The sequence below is a fragment of the Sporosarcina contaminans genome, from assembly GCF_042679045.1.
Classification (GTDB): Bacteria; Bacillota; Bacilli; order Bacillales_A; family Planococcaceae; genus Sporosarcina; species Sporosarcina contaminans.
Window position 1 is genome coordinate 35,268 of the sequence record NZ_JBHTLT010000131.1, and the last position, 17,659, is coordinate 52,926.

The window sequence follows — 17,659 nt, forward strand, 5'->3', positions numbered from 1 at the left end:
ATTGGGTAAAGCGTTAATCATTGGAGCAGGTGGCGTTGCAAGTGTTGTTGTGCATAAATGTGTACAAGTGCCTGATGTGTTTGAAGAAATTTGCATTGCAAGTCGGACAAAGTCCAAATGTGATGCCTTGAAGGAAAAATTGGATGGCGGAAAAACTAAAATCCAAACCGCGCAAGTCGATGCAGACAATGTCGATGAATTGGTAGAGCTAATTAATTCATTTAAACCTGACATCGTCATCAACGTTGCATTGCCTTACCAAGACTTGACAATTATGGACGCTTGTCTTGCTACAGGTGTGCATTATTTAGATACAGCAAACTATGAGCCTCTCGATACAGCAAAATTTGAATATAAATGGCAATGGGCATATCGCGAAAAATTCGAGGAAGCCGGCCTTACCGCAATTCTTGGCTGCGGATTCGACCCAGGCGTAACGGGCGTCTTCTCCGCTTATGCGCAAAAGCATTATTTCGATGAAATCCACCAGATCGATATCGTCGATGCGAATGCGGGTGATCACGGTTATCCTTTCGCAACGAATTTCAACCCGGAGATCAATATCCGTGAAATTACGGCAAATGGCCGCTACTGGGAAAACGGCGAATTCATCGAAACTCCGCCGCTTTCCGAAAAACGTGTTTACGATCTTCCCGAAATCGGTCCAAAAGATGTCTACCTTCTCTATCACGAAGAGTTAGAATCGCTTGCACAAAATATTAAAGGCATTAAGAAAATCCGTTTCTGGATGACGTTCTCCGAAAAATATTTAACGCATTTGAAAGTGCTTGAAAATGTCGGCATGACTTCGATTGAACCAATCAATTTCGAAGGACAAGAAATCGTTCCATTGCAATTTTTGAAGGCCGTTCTCCCTGATCCGGCTTCCCTTGGACCTCGTACGAAAGGTAAAACGAATATCGGCTGTATTTTCCAAGGTGTGAAAGACGGTGAAGAGAAAACGTATTACGTCTACAATGTTTCCGATCACCAAGAATGCTACCGTGAAGTCGGTTCGCAAGCAATCTCCTACACGACGGGAGTTCCAGCGATGATTGGCGCCATGCTTTTATTGCAAGGCGAATGGAAAAAGCCCGGCGTCTATAACGTGGAAGAATTTAATCCGGATCCATTCATGGATGCATTGAACGAATACGGTTTGCCTTGGCAAGAAGATTTCAACCCAGAGTTAATCGATTAATGGGAGGCATGCGACAAATGAAATTGAATTTCGATCCGACTGCTGTCCCTTCCCCTTCTTATGTTGTCGATGAAAAACTGCTCATTGAAAACTTGGAGCTATTGAAGTCGATAATCGACCGAACGAACTGCAAGATTTTATTGGCACAGAAAGGTTTTTCGATGTATTCCGTGTATCCGCTAATTGGAAAGTATTTAAACGGTGTAACATCGAGCGGTCTATTGGAAGCGAAATTAGGGTTTGAAGAAATGGGAAAAGAAGTCCATACGTACTCCCCCGCTTTTTCGGATGCTGAGTTCGATGAAATCCTATCCTATTCGGATCACATCGTTTTCAATAGTTTTGATCAATGGAGGAAATTCAAGGATCGTGTAAAGGGATACCCTAAAAAGATCGAATGCGGCATTCGCATTAATCCAGAGTACTCGGAAATTGAAGTCGATCTTTATAATCCTTGCTTTGCGTTTTCCCGATTTGGCGTCACTTTGGAAAACTTTGAGCCCGATGAATTGGACGGCATTAGCGGGCTTCATTTCCATACGATGTGTGAACAGAATTCGGATACGCTTGCTCGGACAATTGAAGTTGTCGATGCAAAGTTCGGCAAGTATTTGAAAGATATGAAGTGGATCAATTTTGGAGGCGGGCACCATATTACCCGACCTGACTATAAAATCGAGACGCTCATTGAATCGATTGAATTCATGAAAAATAAATATGACCTTGACGTCTATTTAGAGCCAGGTGAAGCAGTTGCTTTGAATACCGGATTTTTAGTAGCAACTGTTTTAGACACGATGCATAATGGCATGCCGATTGCTATTTTGGATACTTCCGCATCTTGCCATATGCCAGATGTCTTAGAAATGCCTTATCGACCTGAAATTGTTGGGGCAGGCTTGCCAAATGAAAAAGCGGTCACTTACCGATTTGGCGGTCCGACTTGTCTTGCGGGAGATGTCATCGGGGATTATTCTTTCGATGAACCACTAAAACCTAATGACAAGCTTGTTTTCTGTGATATGGCTCACTATTCAATGGTGAAAAATAATACGTTTAACGGTGTCAATTTGCCATCCATCGTATTGAATACTGTAGAAAACGGTCCAAAAGTAATTAAAGAATTCGGCTATGAGGATTTCAAGGAACGTTTATCTTAATATTAAAGAGTTGCCTGCTCCATAGGGAGTAAGCAACTCTTTAATATTCTTTCCATATTTGGCTCCATTGAAAACTTAAACACTTGATAAACCTCTCAAATTTGAAGAACCAAAGATAAGCAAAAGAAGGAAAATGATCAATAAAACTTTATTAATAAATTGCCTTGCATCAAATTGCGGACTTTCCGACATTTTTCCCCCTCCTAATCAATATCCACTTGTTGAAGAATCCCGTTGAAGACTTCCTCTAACGTTAAAGCTCCGTTCTCTCTCAAAAAGTTCTCCATTTCATTTTCAGTTTTATTCTTTTTAAATGTACCAAGCAACGTAACAGCTATAACTGGTTCTTCACGAAAAAGAGATACATAATCTACTTTTAGTTTTCCAAATAAGAGAAGAGTAGCTGTGACAATTTCGAGATCCTTCCCTTTGAAAAGATCTCCTAAAGTGTACGGTTTGTTCGACCGATTCCAAAACTGTTCATCCATTGCTCTCCACATCCTCTTGTATATTGTATGGGAGTTGGCTTGCTCATGTTCAACAATTTGCATCTCATTCTATTTTCATGTAAGATCGCTATGTCAAAATAATTCATAGTAGAGGTGTAACAATGAAAAAGGTATACATACTAGCGATTGGACTTCTCATTCTTTCTGGCTGTGCTTCAAAGGAAAACGAACAGTCTAACGAGTCGCCTATCGTAGAAAATAGTGTTGAAGAACAGCAAACAGAAGGCAACAACGTCGTCGAAGAAAATGATACAGATGACAGCAAGGTAGTTGAAGGAAACGAAACAGAAACGATCGAAAATCAAGATGATCCTGTCCTATCATCCTATGAGGAATATAATAAAATTGAGGAAACGATCGATGCAGATCAACTTACATCTGAAATCTTGACAGATAATCAAAATAAAAGAGTTATCCTTTTCAAAGATCAAAATTCGGTAGAGATCTACAAGAGTATTTACATTAAAAATAGCCGCCATTTAAAAATTATCCAATTAGAGGGAGACGGTCTATTATTTAACGGAACGATTTAATTATTCAACGGTAAATTATTGAAAAACCCCGAAACGCAGCTTGCATTGCAAGCCGTCCCATCGTTTCGGGGTTTTTATTATTTAATTAATTGTCACCCATTAGCAGGACTAAGAAATCTTCAGATACGTATGTTTTATTTTTCTCAAGCAATTCCGGAGCAACTTGGAATTGCCTTACGCTTTTATTGAATCCGTACATTTTTTCTCCACGAGTAATCGTAAATGAACGGTTTCCTTTTGTTATAAGTGCTCCATTCAACTTAGGCTGAGATTCAACGCGATAACCTAATTCTTCTGCCACTTTTCGCAACGGTATCATTTTTACGCCATCCTTCATGTGATGGTCGTTTTCAATGATTGTTTGTACAGCTTCCATTTCGCTTGAATCGGAATCTGAACCCTCATCCGGCTTTTCTGCAGCATCTTCTTTCATTTCGTTTAATACGATGATTTTATTCGGTGATGTTTGTGGCGGCAAGCTTCTAGTCGTCACCGAATAGAATACGATCAATTCATTGTCTTTAAGCTCTTCTTTGCCGATTTTTTCACCTTGTTGATTTTCAATGATGGTTTGATCACCAATATTCAATTTCAATTCCTTATCATAACTTAAATAATCCTCGTCAAACTTGCCAACTTTCACGGAGCCTATTTCTTTTTCATCGCTGACGAAGAAAAGTTCCGGAGTCGGTTGAGGCGGATAGATCATAATCATTGGCTTGTTTTTATCATAGAAACCTTCAACATGCATGCCTTCCTTAAGGTCAGAGGCTTTCATAGCATCGGTTGTATTTGTGTTAAACAACAATGTATCTTCATTGATGCGGAAGTTGGTGATTATTTCTTCATCTCCGACTACAGTGACCATCAAATCCTTATCACGCGTTTCAATTTTCTCAATCGTCCCTCCGGCACTCAAAAACATTGATGCGTCGGCATGCTTTTCATCATTCACTTGTTCTTCAGCATTTACCGTGTAGGCTGCGACTGTCGTTCCCGCCAATAATGCGGCCATTGTGATTGTGCCAAATTTTCTCATGTAAATCTCTCCTTCATATAAACAGTTTCATAGAATGAGACGGAAATCTATAGTTAAAGTTACAATAAAATTTTAACTCGTACAAGATTCATTGATTAATTGACCACTTTTCTGTCTGCTCCTGCCTTCATTCCACTCACAAAAATAAAGAGGGATGCAATGATGAAGATTATCATAGAGCTTGTCCAATTTGAAGTGACATCATGTAAAAGGCCGAATAGAACCGGTCCGATTGCAGCTAATAAATAACCGATCGATTGTGCCATGCCAGATAATTCAGCTGCCTCGATATGGGTGTTTGTCCGTAAAGTAAAAAACATCATCGCAAGTCCGAATGACGAACCGCCAGCGATGCCAATTGCAATCATCCATACAGGAAATAGGGCGGCATTGCTGAACATAACTCCGATGTAGCCGATGAAATATAACAGTGTTGTACCGATTACGATGACTCGCTGATCTTTCAATTTACTTGAAATAATTGGTATGATGAACGTCATCGGCAATTGAGATAGCTGTAATAAGGAAATCATTAAGCCAGCTTTTTGTGCGTCCATCCCCGCCCCTCCCATTACCTCTGGGAGCCATGCTGAAGTCGTATAAAAGAGCAATGATTGCAGTCCCATGAAAAAAGTGACTGCCCACGCAAGCGGTGAACGCCAAAGTGATACTTCTTTCTCCTCTTTGCGTTGAACGTCCAATTGCTTTTGGGATGTATTACTTTTTAATTGAGGAAGCCAGAACAATATAGCGATCAATGATAGGATTGCCCAAATGCCTAATGCTCCTTGCCAGCCGAATGATGTCTTTTCAACAATCGGCACACTAATTCCAGAAGCGATCGTTGCTGAAATGTTCATGGATATCGAATAGATTCCTGTCATCAATCCGATATGTAAAGGAAAATTCAGCTTTAACAATCCCGGCAGCAGCACATTGCCAAACGCAATTGCAATGCCGATCATAAATGTTCCGATTAGCATGAAAGGCAACGAACCAATGGAACGGACGATAATGCCAACTGTTAAAACACAAAGAGATAAGAATAATGTCAGCTCCATTCCAAACCGTTTCGAAAGCTTTGGAGCAAAAGGTGAAATTAGTGCGAAAGCTAATAAAGGGATTGTCGTCAAAAATCCGGCAAGTACATTTGACATGCCCAACCCGTCACGAATAGGAGCGATAATTGGCCCTACCGATGTTAATGGTGAGCGCAACGTCGAGGCAATAAAAATAATCCCTGCAATTAAAAGGATGATCTTATTTGACCACGGAATTTTTCTTGATGTAAATGTATTGTTTTGTCGTTCCACATAATCGTCTCCTTGTTGATTGAATGATACCTTGACCTTGTTTTGTCCTTCAGCATAGTTTGATCACCCTATCAAACACTATCACTTCCATCTGACAGCCCAAAACTCAATCTGAGTAAAAACTTCATCATGTAAAATATTCGTAAGTCTTTTGAAAGCTATAGGTTCTGCTAAAACGATCTCTAACATTTAACGAGCATATCATAGAGATTCCTTTTCGGACAGTCAATTTACTGTTCATCTTTTTGTGTTTGTCTATGCCTTCCATTTTAACATAGTAAAAACGGATCCCCCCAGTCCGTGAGATCCGCTTTTAGTTGGAATTAGTTTAATCCAATTTGAATAGCGATTCGCTGAACGCCTTAATTCAAACTGCCAAACAGTTCCATTATTTATATTGAGCCGTTAAGACAAGAGAAGATAGGATTGAAACCGCCTGTTCCATTTCCTCTTCTGTAACTGTCAACGGTGGCAATAACCGAATAACATTTGAGCCTGCTTGCACAAGAAGCAAACCGTTTTCTTCCGCCTGTTGTATAATCGAGGCAACTTCTTCCTTGCACTTAATTCCTAATAGAAGGCCTTTTCCTCGAAGTTCAAATTGGTTTTCAGGTAATATTTCACATAGTTTACTAACTAAAAAGACAGACTTCTTTTTGACATCTTCTAAAAACTGCTTATTGAACACTTGCCCGATCGTCGCCGAGGCAACGGCCATAGCCAAAGGATTCCCTCCGAATGTTGTGCCATGTGATCCAGGTCCAAACGATTCATATAGCTTCGCTGTACCGATCATGGCACCGATTGGAAAACCACCGCCTAATCCTTTCGCAAGTGTAAGTATATCGGGCTGTAAAATCGTTTGTTCGTATGCGTATTTTGTTCCTGTACGTCCTATACCAGTTTGAATTTCATCGACGATAAGCAAAATGCCTTTTTCCTTGCATAGACAAGAAATTGTAGCCGCAAATTCTGGCGTGATTTCATTGACGCCCCCTTCACCTTGGATGATTTCGAGCATAATGGCTGCTACGCTATCATCTACTGCTTCCTCCAATGCATGGCTATCATTAAACGGCAATGTCTTAAATGTCTGCAATAATGGCCCAAATCCACTTTTCACTTTATCTTGGCCCGTTGCTGACATGGCTCCGAATGTACGCCCATGAAAAGATTGTTCAAACGTTATAATCGTACTCTTTGAGGTATGCTTACGAGCCAATTTAATAGCCGCTTCGTTCGCTTCTGCACCACTATTGCAGAAGAAAGCGTGGGCGAAATGCGTTCCTTCTATTAATGATTGGGCCAGCTGTTCCTGTTCAGGGCTCTCGAACAGATTGGAAATATGCATAAGCTTTTCACTTTGCTCTTGAATCGCATTGACGATTACAGGATGTGAATGGCCTAAACTTAACACTGCAATACCGCTTGTAAAATCAAGATAGCTTTTTCCCTTATCATCGATGACCGTCGTTCCACTTCCTTTTACGATATGGATTGGCCGTCTCGCATAATTGTTAAATAATGCACTCATACGCACACCTCTTCATGTGAAATCATTGTGCCCTTCAATTGCTGATCTGTTATTTCAACGGAAGGGATCCCTTCCTCAATGCAGCTTAACGCCGCTTTCACTTTCGGAATCATTCCACCATAAATCTCCCCAGCAGCAATCCATTCATAGATTGCCGACGGTGACGCTTTTTGCTGTACATTACCGCTAATGGTTATGCCTGGAGTATCCGATACGAAGTAAAGTAACTCCGAACCGATTGATTGCGCCACTTTACTTGCAACTGTATCGGCATTAATATTGAGGGGGTGACCGTCCGCTGTAGTGCCGATGCAAGAAATAACAGGTACAATGTCTGCTTGAAGAAGTTTATCAATTAAAAAGTGATTGACTAACTCAATTTCTCCAACATAGCCGTACGTTTCTTTATTTAACATTTTGCAAGACAGAAGTTTGCCATCAAAGCCGCTTAGACCAATCGATTCAATGCCGGCTTCATTCATCTGATGGACAAGCGCAGTATTCACTTCACTGATTAGTACTTGATTGACAACTTCAATTGATTGGCTACATGTAACCCGAATGCCGTCGATTGAAGTGGAAACAATCCCCTTTTTCTCCAAAGCGGCATTGATAGAAGGTCCTCCACCATGAACGATAATCATTTCCATCCCGTCATTGCGCATTTGGCGCAATCGTGCGAAGAATGATTCTTCCAATGAATCGATCATACTACCGCCTAATTTGATGACAACACGTTTATGAGCGATACGTTGCATTAATTTGGACATAGTCATAAGTCAAATCGCACCCCCATGCCAATCCAATTCCATCTCCTATGTTTAAGTCTACGATGATTTTCACTTCAGGCTGTTTTAAGTAGACGAGCAGCTCCTCTTCAGAAAAGTTTGCTGGCTCCCCTCCATGAACGACAGTAGTCGGGCCAATTTGTATGTGGATGTCTGAAGGATTTACCGTCGCCCCGCTATAGCCTACCGCGGCAATGACGCGGCCCCAATTTGCATCGCATCCAAAAACAGCAGTTTTAACTAACGGAGAACCGACAACTGTTTTTGCAATCTTCCTCGCTTCGCTATCCGAAATAGCGCCATTTACTTCAACTTCAATCAATTTCGTAGCACCTTCCCCGTCCTTTGCAATCATTTTCGCAAGATCTTGCGATACCGCATGCAAAGCATTCAAGAAGATCTCCCATTCAGGATGAGAAGGTGTCAACTGTTCGTTTTGCGCCATTCCGTTTGCCATGACGATGACCATATCGTTCGTTGACGTGTCGCCATCCACTGTAATCGCATTGAATGTAACATCTGTCACAGTTTTCAACGCCTCTTGAAGATGGGTCGCTTCAATATTTGCATCCGTCGTAATGAAACCTAACATCGTTGCCATATTCGGCTCAATCATCCCTGAACCTTTCGCTGTTCCGGCAACGACCACTTCCTTGCCATCAATTTCAACGCGGTATGATGTATTTTTTGTCACCGTATCGGTTGTTAATATCGCTTGTGAAAACTGAATGGAACTTTCGAGCGTATTCGTCGGTTCAAAAGACGCTATGCCAGCTACAATTGGTTCCATATTCAACTTCTCTCCTATGACGCCTGTAGATGCTACACCGACTAAATCAGGAGATATGCCAATCTTTTCTGCTGTTTTTAGTTGCATTGTCAATGCATCTTGCATACCAGCTGTTCCTGTACACGCATTTGCATTGCCGGAATTGATAATGATCGCTTGCATTTTTCCGGTACTTTGAATAAGTTCTTTTGTGATGACTAACGGAGCAGCTTGAATTGCATTCGTTGTAAACACACCGGCCGCATTCGCAGGTACATCGCTCACTAATAAAGCCAAATCATATTTTTTATGCTTTAAGCCGCAGTGAATGCCGACAGCTTTAAATCCTTTAGGCGAAACGATATTCATACGCGATATTCGTTTTATCCTCTGAACTGCAATTGTCAAGATCGCTCTCCTCCTCTTATCAATTCCTACTTGGTACGATTGCGTTTCATTTTTCATGGTGCTTCATCGAGGACATTTTTCTGAATGAAGTTAAATGAATAATGGAACTTGTTCAAGCCCTGCCTTTTCGTCGAAGTTAAATCGAACATTCATATTTTGAACCGCTTGCCCTGCAGCCCCTTTCACTAAATTATCGATAACAGAAACAATCGTCGCGCGATTCGTCCTTTCATCCACCTTAACGTGAAGATCACAGTAGTTTGACCCGTACACCTGCTTCGTTCCGAATTTCGCTATATCTTCAATCACCCGAACGAAAGGCATATGTTGATAGGTTTCTCTCAAATTACAAATAAGGTCAACCTCAGTTATCCCATCTACCAACATTGCATAGGTCGTTGTCATAATACCCCTTGTCATAGGTGTCAAATGTGTCGTAAATGTAATTGGGGATTTCATGCCCCCGAAAATTTCCATTGCTTGCTCTATTTCTGGAATATGTTGATGTTGATGGATTTTATAAATTGATAGGTTTTCATTTGTCTCACTGAAGTGTGTCATCGGACTAAGCGCATTCCCTGCGCCGGACACTCCACTTTTCGCATCAATGACTAAATGAGACACATCTATTTGCCGTTCTTTTAAAAGCGGCAATATGGATAAGAGTGCTGCTGTCGGATAGCATCCGGGATTGGCAATAAGCTGTGCCTCCCGAATTGATTTTGCATTCCACTCGGTTAAGCCATAGGCGCTTTTCTCGATTGCCTCGATCGGAGCGGGGGCTTTTTTATACCATGCTTCATAATCAGACAAATCCTTCAAACGAAAGTCGCCTGACAGATCAATCAACGTCGGCCCTCTATCAAGTAGCGGAGGGAAAAGCTTGCTCGTCACCCCTGCGGGTGTACTCGCGAATATGACGTCGTAAGTAACAAGCCGATCGAAATCAATCTCGTTTAGCGGCTGATCGTATAAGTCTGTCAAATGCGGATATTTGTTTGAAAAAATCGTTCCTTCCTCCGAAGAAGTGAATAAATCGATTTGTCCGACTTCCGGGTGTTCATGTAGCAAACGGATCAATTCAAGCCCGCCATAGCCGGAAGCACCAATGATTCCTATTTTCATATTGCCCACCCCTTTATTCAATATGGTTAGTATACGCATGTATATTTATAAAGTCAACTGTATTATTATTAAAATTTGAATTTAGTACGAATGGAGTAAAAATGAAGTTTTTAGAAGACTGTAGAGGGGACTAAGGATATTCCACAAAAATTTTTACGTATTACTGCCCCTCCTCATTATTCATCCTATATACAGTGACACGTACCTGCTTGATTGGCTATGGATTTATTCACCAAAGACTAATAGCTTATTCACATTGCCCCTTTTCGAATTGATTTAAATGCATATTAACTTCATTGCCCGATTATGCTATAATCATATTGGTAACAGGTCATAATAGCAGCTATATAATTCTCGAACGCATTACGACTGAATAGGGAGGGTACTGCAATGGATTTATTGAAACTGAAAGATAAGAATGTTGTTGTCATGGGAGTGGCAAATGAAAGAAGTTTGGCTTGGGGAATTGCCAAGTCGCTGTTTGAAGTCGGAGCTAACGTCATTTTCACATATAGGAAAGAACGCTCTCTGGCGAAGCTTGAAAAAGCGTTGGAAAGCCATGGCTATGAACCAAAAATGGTCGTACAATGCGATGTAAATGAAGATGAAAGCATTCAACATGCATTTACATTAATTGGCGAAACAATTGGCACGATCCACGGCATCGTCCATTCAGTCGCTTTCGCCCATGCAGAAGATTTGAAAAACGATTTTGTAGAGACGACGAGAAGCGGTTATGCATTTGCGCAAGATTCGAGCGCTTATTCCTTAATTGCAACTGCTCGTGAAGCACGTCGTTATATGGCGGAAGGCGGCTCTATCATAACAATGAGTTATTTAGGTGCAGAACGTGTTCTTGATGGCTACAATGTTATGGGAGTTGCAAAAGCAGCTCTTGAAGCTTCCGTCCGCTATCTTGCAAACGATATCGGAAAAGACGGCATCCGGGTAAATGCCATTTCAGCTGGAGCAGTACGCACCCTATCTGCAAAGGGCGTTCCTTCATTTAACACCATTTTGGGCCAAATTGAAGAAAAAGCTCCTTTGAAGCGAAATATTACACAAGAAGAAGTTGCAAAAATGTCAATTGCCATGTTAAGTGATTTATCGAGCGGTGTAACTGGCGAAGTGATTTACGTCGATGCGGGCTATCATATAATGGGATAAAAAAAGGAGCTGATCAGCTCCTTTTTTCATTCGCCTTTCATAAGGCTCTTATTCCCTTTTGTTAAAATACTTTCATATTCGATATATGCATATATATCTTCCTCAATGGCGCTGCTAAATCCGCTCAATTCTTCTATTGTCAAATCCTCAATTGCCTTTTTCTCCATCTCACAATATATAATGATCTTGCCGACAATTTCATGTGCATCACGAAATGGTGTACCTTTGCTTACTAAGTAATCGGCCACTTCTGTCGCATTCAAAAATCCTGCTTTAATAGCCGCCTTCATCTGATCAGCATTTACTGTCAGTGTGTCAATCATTTTCGACATTATTTCCATGCAGTCCAATACTGTATCAAGCGCATCGAAAAACGGCTCTTTGTCTTCCTGCATATCTTTATTGTACGTAAGCGGCAGCCCTTTCAAAGTTGTCAATAAAGAGAATAACGAGCCATACACTCTTCCCGTTTTGCCGCGGATTAGTTCTGCTGCGTCCGGATTCTTTTTTTGCGGCATTATGCTGCTGCCTGTTGAATACGCATCCGCCATCGTTATGAATCTGAATTCTTGGCTGCTCCATAATACCAATTCCTCACTTAAACGGCTTAAATGCATCATGATGATCGAAAAATTAGACATAAGCTCGAGCATATAATCGCGGTCACTAACCCCATCCAAAAAATTATCGACCGGCTTTGCAAAACGAAGCAATTCCGTCGTTACTTGGCGGTCGATTGCGTGCGTTGTCCCCGCAAGTGCTCCACATCCTAAAGGATTTTCATCCAATAGCTCCAATGCATTTTCCACTCTTTTTTTATCTCGCTTGAACATTTGCTCGTAAGCCCCTAAGTGATGTCCAAATGTCACGACTTGTGCACGCTGCAAATGAGTGTAGCCCGGCATTATGACATTGTTCGCCTTCCCTTTTTCATGCAAAGAGTCGATTAACGTTTGAAGGCTATCAATCACTTCCGTTGCTTTATTTTTTGCGTATAAGCGCATATCAACAGCAACTTGATCATTTCTGCTGCGGGCAGTATGTAGCTTCTTGCCTGTCTCGCCTACTCGCTCCGTTAGATGCATTTCTATGAATGAGTGAATATCTTCAAAGTCGCCTTCGATTTTCAATTTTCCCGATTCAATATCGGTCAATATCGATTCAAGACCTTGAACTAATAAATCTCCCTCTTCGGGTGATAAAAGATCGCTATGCACTAACATCGTCACATGCGCAAGGCTACCAGCAATATCTTCTTTATATAAACGATGGTCAACCGGCAATGATGTATTGAACTGCTCCATAATTTCATCCGCACGGCTTGTAAAACGTCCACCCCATAACTTCATGTATCATCAACCTCCGTTATGTATTTTTATTCATTTTATTGTATTATAATGAATATTTACCTTCATTGCAATGGAACTCCCCTATTTCTTCTATAAAAAAGTTACCCGTTACTTTTTAGTCAAACTCATCTTATTTACTTTCAATAGCCATTTTCTTGCTCAAAGCTTTATGGGGTGCTATGCTAATCATATCGAATGAAAACGAGTGATGACATTGAACAACAACGAATCAACCTTATTATTTTTAAATTTCCAATCCCTTGACAGCTATATGTCAAGGGATTTTGTTTCCTCTGGGAAAAATATGTTGGAGGTTAGAAGATGAATAAAGAAAAGCATTCCATTGCATCCGTTTTTGCCATCTGGATCAGTTTAATGAGTAATATTGTTCTCACTGTGTTGAAAATTATCGTCGGAATTTTATTCAATAGTCCCGTGCTGTTAGCAGATGGCTTCCATAATGCCGGTGATGTCGTTGCATCGGCAGCTGCGCTTACTTCCATGCGCATTTCGCAGCGGCCTGCTGATGACGACCATCCTTATGGACATGGCAAAGCAGAAGTGATCGGCTCTGGAATTGTGGCGATCATCCTAATCATAGCTGCAATTTACATCGGCATTGAAGCGATTTCCACCTTTTTCGAGGAGCCAGCAAAAGCGAGCAAAATTGCATTGATTACCGCAATTATTTCTCTCGTATGGAAGCAATTGCTTTATGTCTATACAATGCGGGTCGGAAAAGAAACGAACAGTAAAGGATTAATCGCAACCGCATATGACCATTTGGCGGATGTGTACGCTTCATTAGCTGCAGTGCTCGGTATAGGGCTTGCTTTAATTGGAGATGCATATGACATAGCATTCCTATCGTACGGCGATCCGTTTGCTGGTGTCATCGTTTCGATTTTAGTACTGCGTTTAGCATATGAAATCGGAAAAGAATCAATCGATATATTAATGGAGAAAAACGTTAGCTCAGAACGTTTAAAAGAGTTTTCGGTTTTAATTCGCACCTTTCCGGAAGTGAAGAGAATTGACAGGCTTCGCGCTCGCGAACATGGGCATTATATTTTAGTCGATGTGCGGGTTGGTGTACCAGGCAATTTGACGATTCAAGAAGGCCATGACATATCGAGTGAAATCCGTAATGCGATTTTAGAAAAACATCAGGATGTAGATGAAGTGCTCATCCACTTAAACCCGTGGTATCCAGAGGAAGAAGAATGAGCGGATCCTCCCGCGGATATGTATAATAGTAAATGAAAGGAGTGCAAACATGATTTCAAAACAATTGCAGCAATATATAAACCAATTTGACCGTGATGAACAAATTGCATTATTTCCGATCGAACAAGAATTTGCTAAACAACAAAATGTTATGGATGCCGACAGCAACGTCATTGATAAACGATGGACATTTACATTGATTGAAAGATGTGTGAAGGAAACGGAAGAGCTGAAAAAAGAGGAAACGGCGGCCTTTATGGAACAGCCAATCTCCTTTTTATCGGACAATATGGATGAATTCCTCTATGTCGAATCGGATCATTTTGACATGATCGGAGTCGATGGCATCGCCCTTGAAGTCGATGATTTATTTGGAACATATACTGCCCTATTCGGATTAAAGCTCCAAAAAAAATGGGAAGCAGTAATTAAATCCTATTTGGATGAAAAATTAGGTGAGAAAACGTACAGTGCCCTTTTCTCACCCCAAGACGGTTTATGGGAAATTAATATCCCGCTCGATCGGCTGCCTACTTTCAATCCAGAAGTTTCATTGCAAACTGCAATTGACGTTACGTATCAAACAGTGTTTGAATTGGAAACAGTCATTGAGGCGATGAATTGAAGCAATCTTTTAAAACAGACAGCAAAGAGTTCATTTACACGTATGTCAGGCACAAAGATGAACATGACCTTTGCAAATTAGAGATGAGGTCGTTTTTCGGATACGATAGCGATTCGAACGTCCTCATAAGTAAAACAGCAATCGATCCGAGTCGCAGCCCTTTCATGAAAGAACGGCTTGAAGTTTTAATTACTTGTAACAGCTTTGAAGAGCTTATGTCTGAAGCAGAACGATTTGTTTCTCACAAAACATTCCGGGTCACTTGCTTGAATACAATAGATTTAGGAGACACAGAAAAAATCGGCCACAACAAAAGGCGTAAAATGGAAAAGGCGATTGGCGAAAAAATTACAGGAGAAGCTGACTTGGATCATCCCGAAACGCATTACGGCTTCGTACTTTTGGATGGCGTATACTACTTTGGAAGTGTAGAGGAAAGTGTTCCTTATTGGCGGTTCCATCAGCAGAAGCCTCATATGTATTCGACAGCGCTTAGTACCCGTGTTGCACGTGCGGTTGCCAATATCGCCGTGCCCCATCCTGAAGGTGTAAAGGCAATTGATCCTTGCTGCGGCATCGGAACCGTTTTAGTCGAAGCCCGCTCGATGGGCATTGATATTGTCGGCCGAGACATTAACCCGTTAGTGTGCATAGGATCGAGGAAAAACTTGTCCCACTTCGGTTTGGATTGTGAAGTTGTAAAAGGTCCCATTTCCGAAGTGACCGATACATATGATGCGGCGATTATTGACATGCCTTACAACTTATTCACCCATATTACAGCCGAAGGGCAATTGGGCATTCTAAAAGATGCTAGACGGATAACAGAAAAATTAGTCGTTGTGACGATCGAAACGATTGACGACATGATCGAACAAGCCGGATTTAACATCGTAGACCGTTGTGTTGCAAGGAAAGGTACGTTTGAGCGGCAAGTGATTGTTTGTCTCTGAAATAAATAAAGCGGGTGGAAGAGTAACTTTCCTGCCCGCTTTTTTGTGTCTTAAATCTATTCACAAACCACTATAAATCCTGCAGCTAAAATAGATTATACCCGATTTTAAACAGTGACAAGAAGCCTTATTTCATCAAGCGTAAAGCACACCAGTATGCAGACTATCTGCGCCAGTAAATCTGCAATGCACGCCAGTATTCATGATACCTACGCCAGTAAATCGATCATGCTCGCCAGTCAATATACCAACTAACGGCCTTATTGGGTCAGCAACCCGACACGGGATTAATAAAATCCTTTTTTTCTACTACGGCTTATCTTCACTGAATCACTTATTTATGATCATCATTGAATATCACTATAAACAATAATTTCAAAGTCTATTTAGATCACTTTTAATTGCCGCTCTTTTATACACGTCAATCATTCCCCAAACTGCAAATATTACAAAGATCGTGATCGTACCCCAAATGATGCTATTCTCAATCCTTGTTGGGCTTGTTGTAAAAATTTCACCCATTTGATTAAGGAATTCAGGTGTAAAGAGATTCGCATGCGTTAAAATGATAACTAAGATAACAAGCGATGCGACTTGATGAATTGTAAAAAATGTTGATAGCTTATATGTCCATTGTTTTTTAATCAGTTTATTAATTGTTAAAGCAATTTCTAATCCAATCAACAAAACGATTAACGGCCAAAAGGATAGAAGTACTTCTTGATTGAACGCTGTCGTTACCATTCGCAAGCCATTATCGCCATTTTCATATATGCCTATTAAATGATTGGCATAAAAATAAGTCGTTCCCCACATCGCTGTCCAAGCTAAGCCACAAGACAATTCAAAGCTTTTAATCATCTTATATTTCGGAACATAGATACTCTGCTTTAAATCCTCAGGTGTCCACGGTCGAAAATTCGATGATAAAGGGGAATGTTTCTTAACCCCGTCTGCACGCTCGGCAATCACAAAGACTGCAGTTATCCAAAAAAATGTATGGATAATCACATTGATGACATTCCAAATCCCCTCTCCCATAATTACAAGCATCGTTTCCAATACTGCACCCTCATCGACTGGACTAAAAACTTTCACCGCAACAATGGCGATAAATGAGCAAATAGCTGCGATCGGCAAGCATAGCTTTAGTAATGTAGTGTACGCTTCATAATACTTCGGTCCGATTAAATGCATTGGTTTTTCATTATATTGACTTGCTAAAACAGCAGGATTCCCCAATGTTTCAAGTACCCGTTTGACATCATCTTCTGAATAATCTTCAGGCAACATATCATAGATTGTTGATTCTAATTCCAGCGCAATGTCATTTCGGGTTTTATCTGGCAGCCTCCGAGTGACTTCCTGAATGTACAGTTTAATTAAATCCATCTGCATCATCCTCCTCTTTTAAAACTTCATAAAGTTTTTTTGTATTTTTTATCCATTCTTCTTTAATTTGTTGAAAAACAATTTCTCCTTCCTGGCTTAATTCGTAATATTTTCGTGGCCTTGCACCGGACGTATCCCAAAAACTCACCACTAACTCTTGTTTTTCCAACCTCCGAAGCAGAGGATATAGTGTGCTTTGTTCGATTTCCACCCCAAGTTCTGCAAGCAATTGCACAAGTGAATATCCATATTGAGGCGTTCGTAATTGACTTAAAACCGCCAACGTCAAGTTTCCCCTTCTTAATTCAGTTGAAAGCGAATCGATAATTTGGTCCATCCGTTTTCTTCTCCTTTATACTGTATGACGTACATTATTATTTATACTGTGCATTATACACTATTGTGAAAAGTAAAATCAAAACATTTGAACATCCAACATCAAAAAATCCAGCCACATTGTGATAGCTGGATTTTCGATTAATTACATCCTTCAAATTATGACTTTATTGACTACGTTTTATATAAGATGGCATTCAAATATAGTATAATTTTGTATGTATTTTTAAT

General features: G+C 40.6%; 17 protein-coding genes. 7 read left to right on the top strand and 10 right to left on the bottom strand.

The window, feature by feature from the left end:
* Nucleotide 1 precedes the first annotated feature (1 nt).
* Together ACFQ38_RS17455 and nspC are read left to right on the top strand one after the other, a co-directional pair.
* Nucleotides 2-1,201: a saccharopine dehydrogenase family protein gene (locus ACFQ38_RS17455; RefSeq protein ID WP_381482541.1), complete on the top strand. Its 1,200-nt coding sequence runs from the start codon at nucleotides 2-4 to the stop codon at nucleotides 1,199-1,201.
* Between the two features lie 23 nt (nucleotides 1,202-1,224).
* On the top strand, nucleotides 1,225-2,361 hold the full coding sequence (nspC, locus tag ACFQ38_RS17460) for a carboxynorspermidine decarboxylase (RefSeq protein WP_381482575.1): 1,137 nt from the start codon (nucleotides 1,225-1,227) through the stop codon (nucleotides 2,359-2,361).
* 203 nt (nucleotides 2,362-2,564) lie between these two features.
* On the opposite strand, the gene ACFQ38_RS17465 is transcribed toward nspC, so the two are convergent.
* On the bottom strand, nucleotides 2,565-2,849 hold the full coding sequence (locus ACFQ38_RS17465; protein ID WP_336823630.1) for a hypothetical protein: 285 nt from the start codon (nucleotides 2,847-2,849) through the stop codon (nucleotides 2,565-2,567).
* A 122-nt stretch (nucleotides 2,850-2,971) separates the two neighbouring features.
* Between ACFQ38_RS17465 and ACFQ38_RS17470 the strand changes: the two genes are divergently transcribed.
* Nucleotides 2,972-3,403: a hypothetical protein gene (locus tag ACFQ38_RS17470; protein WP_336823629.1), complete on the top strand. Its 432-nt coding sequence runs from the start codon at nucleotides 2,972-2,974 to the stop codon at nucleotides 3,401-3,403.
* 85 nt (nucleotides 3,404-3,488) lie between these two features.
* Here the strand turns inward: ACFQ38_RS17470 and ACFQ38_RS17475 are convergent, their stop codons facing one another.
* The 6 genes from ACFQ38_RS17475 to argC form a co-directional block, all read right to left on the bottom strand.
* Complete coding sequence (locus ACFQ38_RS17475; RefSeq protein ID WP_381482545.1) at nucleotides 3,489-4,442, bottom strand: stalk domain-containing protein; 954 nt, start codon at nucleotides 4,440-4,442, stop codon at nucleotides 3,489-3,491.
* Between the two features lie 95 nt (nucleotides 4,443-4,537).
* On the bottom strand, nucleotides 4,538-5,755 hold the full coding sequence (locus tag ACFQ38_RS17480; RefSeq protein ID WP_381482547.1) for a CynX/NimT family MFS transporter: 1,218 nt from the start codon (nucleotides 5,753-5,755) through the stop codon (nucleotides 4,538-4,540).
* 388 nt (nucleotides 5,756-6,143) lie between these two features.
* Entirely contained in the window at nucleotides 6,144-7,289 is a 1,146-nt protein-coding gene (locus tag ACFQ38_RS17485; protein ID WP_381482549.1) for an acetylornithine transaminase, read from the bottom strand.
* A complete protein-coding gene (gene argB, locus ACFQ38_RS17490) occupies nucleotides 7,286-8,065 on the bottom strand; it encodes an acetylglutamate kinase (RefSeq protein WP_336823625.1) in 780 nt (259 codons plus the stop codon). Before argB ends, ACFQ38_RS17485 begins: the two co-directional genes overlap by 4 nt.
* Nucleotides 8,028-9,215, bottom strand: coding sequence for a bifunctional ornithine acetyltransferase/N-acetylglutamate synthase (argJ, locus tag ACFQ38_RS17495; protein WP_381482577.1), 1,188 nt, complete (start codon nucleotides 9,213-9,215; stop codon nucleotides 8,028-8,030). The genes argB and argJ overlap by 38 nt, the downstream gene beginning before the upstream one ends.
* Before the next feature lie 129 nt (nucleotides 9,216-9,344).
* Nucleotides 9,345-10,379: an N-acetyl-gamma-glutamyl-phosphate reductase gene (gene argC / locus ACFQ38_RS17500; protein ID WP_336823624.1), complete on the bottom strand. Its 1,035-nt coding sequence runs from the start codon at nucleotides 10,377-10,379 to the stop codon at nucleotides 9,345-9,347.
* A 390-nt stretch (nucleotides 10,380-10,769) separates the two neighbouring features.
* Here argC and ACFQ38_RS17505 point away from each other — a divergent pair, with 390 nt between their 5' ends.
* A complete protein-coding gene (locus ACFQ38_RS17505) occupies nucleotides 10,770-11,546 on the top strand; it encodes an SDR family oxidoreductase (RefSeq protein WP_336823623.1) in 777 nt (258 codons plus the stop codon).
* A 26-nt stretch (nucleotides 11,547-11,572) separates the two neighbouring features.
* Here ACFQ38_RS17505 and argH read toward each other — a convergent pair whose 3' ends face one another.
* Complete coding sequence (gene argH, locus ACFQ38_RS17510; RefSeq protein WP_381482552.1) at nucleotides 11,573-12,895, bottom strand: argininosuccinate lyase; 1,323 nt, start codon at nucleotides 12,893-12,895, stop codon at nucleotides 11,573-11,575.
* 321 nt (nucleotides 12,896-13,216) lie between these two features.
* Between argH and ACFQ38_RS17515 the strand changes: the two genes are divergently transcribed.
* Genes ACFQ38_RS17515 through ACFQ38_RS17525 form a run of 3 tightly spaced genes read left to right on the top strand, consistent with a single transcriptional unit; the run spans nucleotide 13,217 to nucleotide 15,700 of the window.
* A complete protein-coding gene (locus ACFQ38_RS17515; protein ID WP_336823621.1) occupies nucleotides 13,217-14,122 on the top strand; it encodes a cation diffusion facilitator family transporter in 906 nt (301 codons plus the stop codon).
* 49 nt (nucleotides 14,123-14,171) lie between these two features.
* Nucleotides 14,172-14,747, top strand: a complete 576-nt coding sequence (locus tag ACFQ38_RS17520; RefSeq protein ID WP_336823620.1) for a branched-chain amino acid aminotransferase — start codon at nucleotides 14,172-14,174, stop codon at nucleotides 14,745-14,747.
* On the top strand, nucleotides 14,744-15,700 hold the full coding sequence (locus ACFQ38_RS17525; protein WP_381482555.1) for a TRM11 family SAM-dependent methyltransferase: 957 nt from the start codon (nucleotides 14,744-14,746) through the stop codon (nucleotides 15,698-15,700). The genes ACFQ38_RS17520 and ACFQ38_RS17525 overlap by 4 nt, the downstream gene beginning before the upstream one ends.
* A gap of 375 nt (nucleotides 15,701-16,075) precedes the next feature.
* On the opposite strand, the gene ACFQ38_RS17530 is transcribed toward ACFQ38_RS17525, so the two are convergent.
* On the bottom strand, nucleotides 16,076-17,092 hold the full coding sequence (locus ACFQ38_RS17530; RefSeq protein ID WP_336823618.1) for an HAAS signaling domain-containing protein: 1,017 nt from the start codon (nucleotides 17,090-17,092) through the stop codon (nucleotides 16,076-16,078).
* Nucleotides 17,079-17,429: a PadR family transcriptional regulator gene (locus ACFQ38_RS17535; protein WP_336823617.1), complete on the bottom strand. Its 351-nt coding sequence runs from the start codon at nucleotides 17,427-17,429 to the stop codon at nucleotides 17,079-17,081. Before ACFQ38_RS17535 ends, ACFQ38_RS17530 begins: the two co-directional genes overlap by 14 nt.
* Between the last annotated feature and the right edge of the window lie 230 nt (nucleotides 17,430-17,659).